General features: G+C 62.5%; 1 protein-coding gene. It reads right to left on the bottom strand.

What is annotated here, in order from left to right; genetic code table 11:
- Positions 1–3419 (bottom strand): beta strand repeat-containing protein (locus QWY79_RS02770; RefSeq protein WP_290269672.1); only part of this gene is annotated, 3419 nt, incomplete at both ends.

The raw sequence follows: 3419 nt of genomic DNA, 5'->3' as shown, positions 1-3419 counted from the left end.
GAGCGCGTAGCTCGCCGCGGCGCTGTGCGTGTCATTGGTCGAGACGTCGGCATCAAGCGGCGTCTCTTCGTTCGTGGTGAAGTTGTCGGCGACGCCGTCAGCCACCGGATCGACCGTGACATCGACCGTGGCGGTCTCGGTCACCCCACCGGAGGTCACCGTATAGGTGTAGCTGTCGGTACCATTGAAGTCAGCATTGGGCGTGTAGGTCACCGTGCCGTCACCGTTGTTGGTGACGCTGCCATTGGTGCCCTGCGTTACCCCGGTGACCGTCGGTGTGCCCTCGAAGTCGTCATTGTTCAGGACCCCAGTGGTGACCGGCGTGTCTTCATCGGTGGTCGCGCTGTCATCGACGATATCCGCCTCAGGCGTCACCGTCAGGTCCACCGTCACCGTCTCGGTGTCACCGTTCACGTCCTCGACGTCATAGGTGAAGCTGTCACTGCCGTTGTAGTCGGCATCCGGCGTGTAGGTGAAGGTGCCGTCCGGGTTCATCGACACCGTGCCGTTGGCGGCATCGGTGTTCAGGCTGTAGCTCGCCGCAGCGCTGTGCGTGTCGTTGGTCGACACGTCATCGCTGAGCGGCGTGTCTTCGTTCGTGGTGAAGTTGTCGGCCACGCCGTCAGCCACCGCATTGACTGTCACATCGACGGTAGCGGTCTCGGTGACGCCACCCGAGGTCACCGTGTAGGTGTAGCTGTCGGTGCCATTGAAGTCGGCATTGGGCGTGTAGGTCACCTGGCCATTGCCGTCGATGCTCACCGAACCATTGGTGCCCTGAGTAACCGCGGTCACCTCGGCGTCCGGCGACTCGAAGCTGTCATTATCGAGAACGTCGGTCGTCACCGCGGTGTCTTCATCGGTGGTCGCCGTGTCATCACTGATGTCGGGCACCGGCGTCACGCTTAGATCCACCGTCACCGTCTCGGTGTCGCCGTTCACATCGGTGACGTCGTAGGTGAAGCTGTCACTGCCGTTGTAGTCGGCGTTCGGCGTGTAGGTGAAGGTGCCATCGCCGTTGAGACTGACCGACCCGTTGCTGGCATCGCTATTCAGGCTATAGGTCGCCGCGGCGCTGTGGGTGTCGTTGGTCGAGACGTCATCGCTGAGCGGCGTGTCTTCCGGGGTGGTGAAGCTGTCGGCCACGCCGTCAGCCACCGGATCGACCGTGACGTTGACCGTAGCGGTCTCGGTCACCCCACCCGAGGTCACCGTATAGGTGTAGCTGTCGGTGCCATTGAAATCGGCGTCCGGCGTGTAGGTCACCGTGCCATCATTGTTGTTGGTGACCGTACCGTTGGTCGGCTGGGTCACTGCAGTGACCGACGGCGTGCCCTCGAAGGTATCGTTGGCCAGTACATCCGTGGTGACCGTGGTGTCCTCGTCGATGGTCGCGCTGTCATCGACGATATCCGCCTCAGGCGTCACCGTCAGGTCCACCGTCACCGTCTCGGTGTCGCCGTTCACGTCCTCGACGTCATAAGTGAAGCTGTCACTGCCGTTATAGTCGGCATCCGGCGTGTAGGTGAAGGTGCCGTCCGGGTTCATCGACACCGTGCCGTTGGCGGCATCGGTGTTGAGGCTATAGCTCGCCGCGGCGCTGTGGGTGTCGTTGGTCGAGACTTCATCGCTGAGCGGCGTGTCTTCCGGGGTGGTGAAGCTGTCGGCCACGCCGTCAGCCACCGGATCGACCGTGACATCGACCGTCACCGTCTCGGTCACCCCACCGGAGGTCACCGTATAGGTGTAGCTGTCGGTACCATTGAAGTCGGCATTGGGCGTGTAGGTGACGGTGCCGTCGTTGTTGTTGACCACCGTACCGTTGGTGCCCTGCGTTACCCCGGTGACCGACGGCGTACCCTCGAAGCTGTCATTACCGAGAACGTCGGTCGTCACCGCGGTGTCTTCATCGGTGGTCGCGCTGTCATCGACGATATCCGCCTCAGGCGTCACCGTCAGGTCCACCGTCACCGTCTCGGTATCACCGTTCACGTCCTCGACGTCGTAGGTGAAGCTGTCACTGCCGTTGTAGTCGGCATCTGGCGTGTAGGTGAAGGTGCCGTCCGGGTTCATCGACACCGTGCCGTTGCTGGCATCGGTGTTGAGGCTATAGCTCGCCGCGGCGCTGTGCGTGTCATTGGTCGACACGTCGGCATCAAGCGGCGTGTCTTCCGGGGTGGTGAAGCTGTCGGCCACGCCGTCAGCCACCGCATTGACTGTCACATCGACGGTAGCGGTCTCGGTGACGCCGCCGGAGGTTACGGTGTAGGTATAGCTGTCGGAGCCATTGAAATCGGCGTCCGGCGTGTAGGTCACCGTGCCATCACCGTTGTTGGTGACGCTGCCATTCGTGCCCTGCGTCACCCCCGTGACCGTCGGTGTGCCCTCGAAGTCGTCATTGGTCAGGACCCCAGTGGTGACCGGCGTGTCCTCGTCGGTGGTCGCCGTGTCATCACTGATGTCGGGCACCGGCGTCACGCTCAGATCCACCGTCACCGTCTCGGTGTCACCGTTCACGTCCTCGACGTCATAAGTGAAGCTATCCGCGCCGTTGTAGTCGGCGTTCGGCGTGTAGGTGAAGGTGCCATCGCCGTTGAGACTGACCGACCCGTTGGTGGCATCAGTGCTGAGGCTATAGGTCGCCGCGGCGCTGTGGGTGTCGTTGGTCGAGACATCCTCGCTGAGCGGCGTGTCTTCCGGGGTGGTAAAGCTGTCGGCCACGCCGTCAGCCACCGGATCGACCGTGACGTTGACGGTCGCCGTCTCGGTCACCCCACCGGAGGTCACCGTATAGGTGTAGCTGTCGGTACCATTGAAGTCGGCATTGGGCGTGTAGGTCACCGTGCCGTCACCGTTGTTGGTGACGCTGCCATTCGTGCCCTGGGTGACCGACGTCACTTCGGCGTCCGGCGACTCGAAGCTGTCATTATCGAGAACATCGGTCGTCACCGCGGTGTCTTCATCGGTGGTCGCGCTGTCATCGACGATATCCGCCTCAGGCGTCACCGTCAGGTCCACCGTCACCGTCTCGGTGTCGCCGTTCACGTCCTCGACGTCATAGGTGAAGCTGTCACTGCCGTTGTAGTCGGCATCCGGCGTGTAGGTGAAGGTGCCATCGCCGTTGAGACTGACCGACCCGTTGCTGGCATCGCTATTCAGGCTATAGGTCGCCGCGGCGCTGTGGGTGTCGTTGGTCGAGACGTCATCGCTGAGCGGCGTGTCTTCCGGGGTGGTAAAGCTGTCGGCCACGCCGTCAGCCACCGGATCGACAGTGACGTTGACCGTCGCCGTCTCGGTCACCCCACCGGAGGTCACGGTATAGGTGTAGCTGTCGGTACCATTGAAGTCGGCATTGGGCGTGTAGGTGACGGTGCCGTCGTTGTTGTTGACCACCGTACCGTTGGTGCCCTGCGTTACCC

Origin of the sequence: Halomonas sabkhae (genome assembly GCF_030409265.1) — a bacterium.
GTDB classification, from domain to species: Bacteria; Pseudomonadota; Gammaproteobacteria; order Pseudomonadales; family Halomonadaceae; genus Halomonas; species Halomonas halmophila.
Note: the sequence above shows the minus strand (reverse complement) of the source record. Positions and strands in the feature narration are given on the sequence as shown.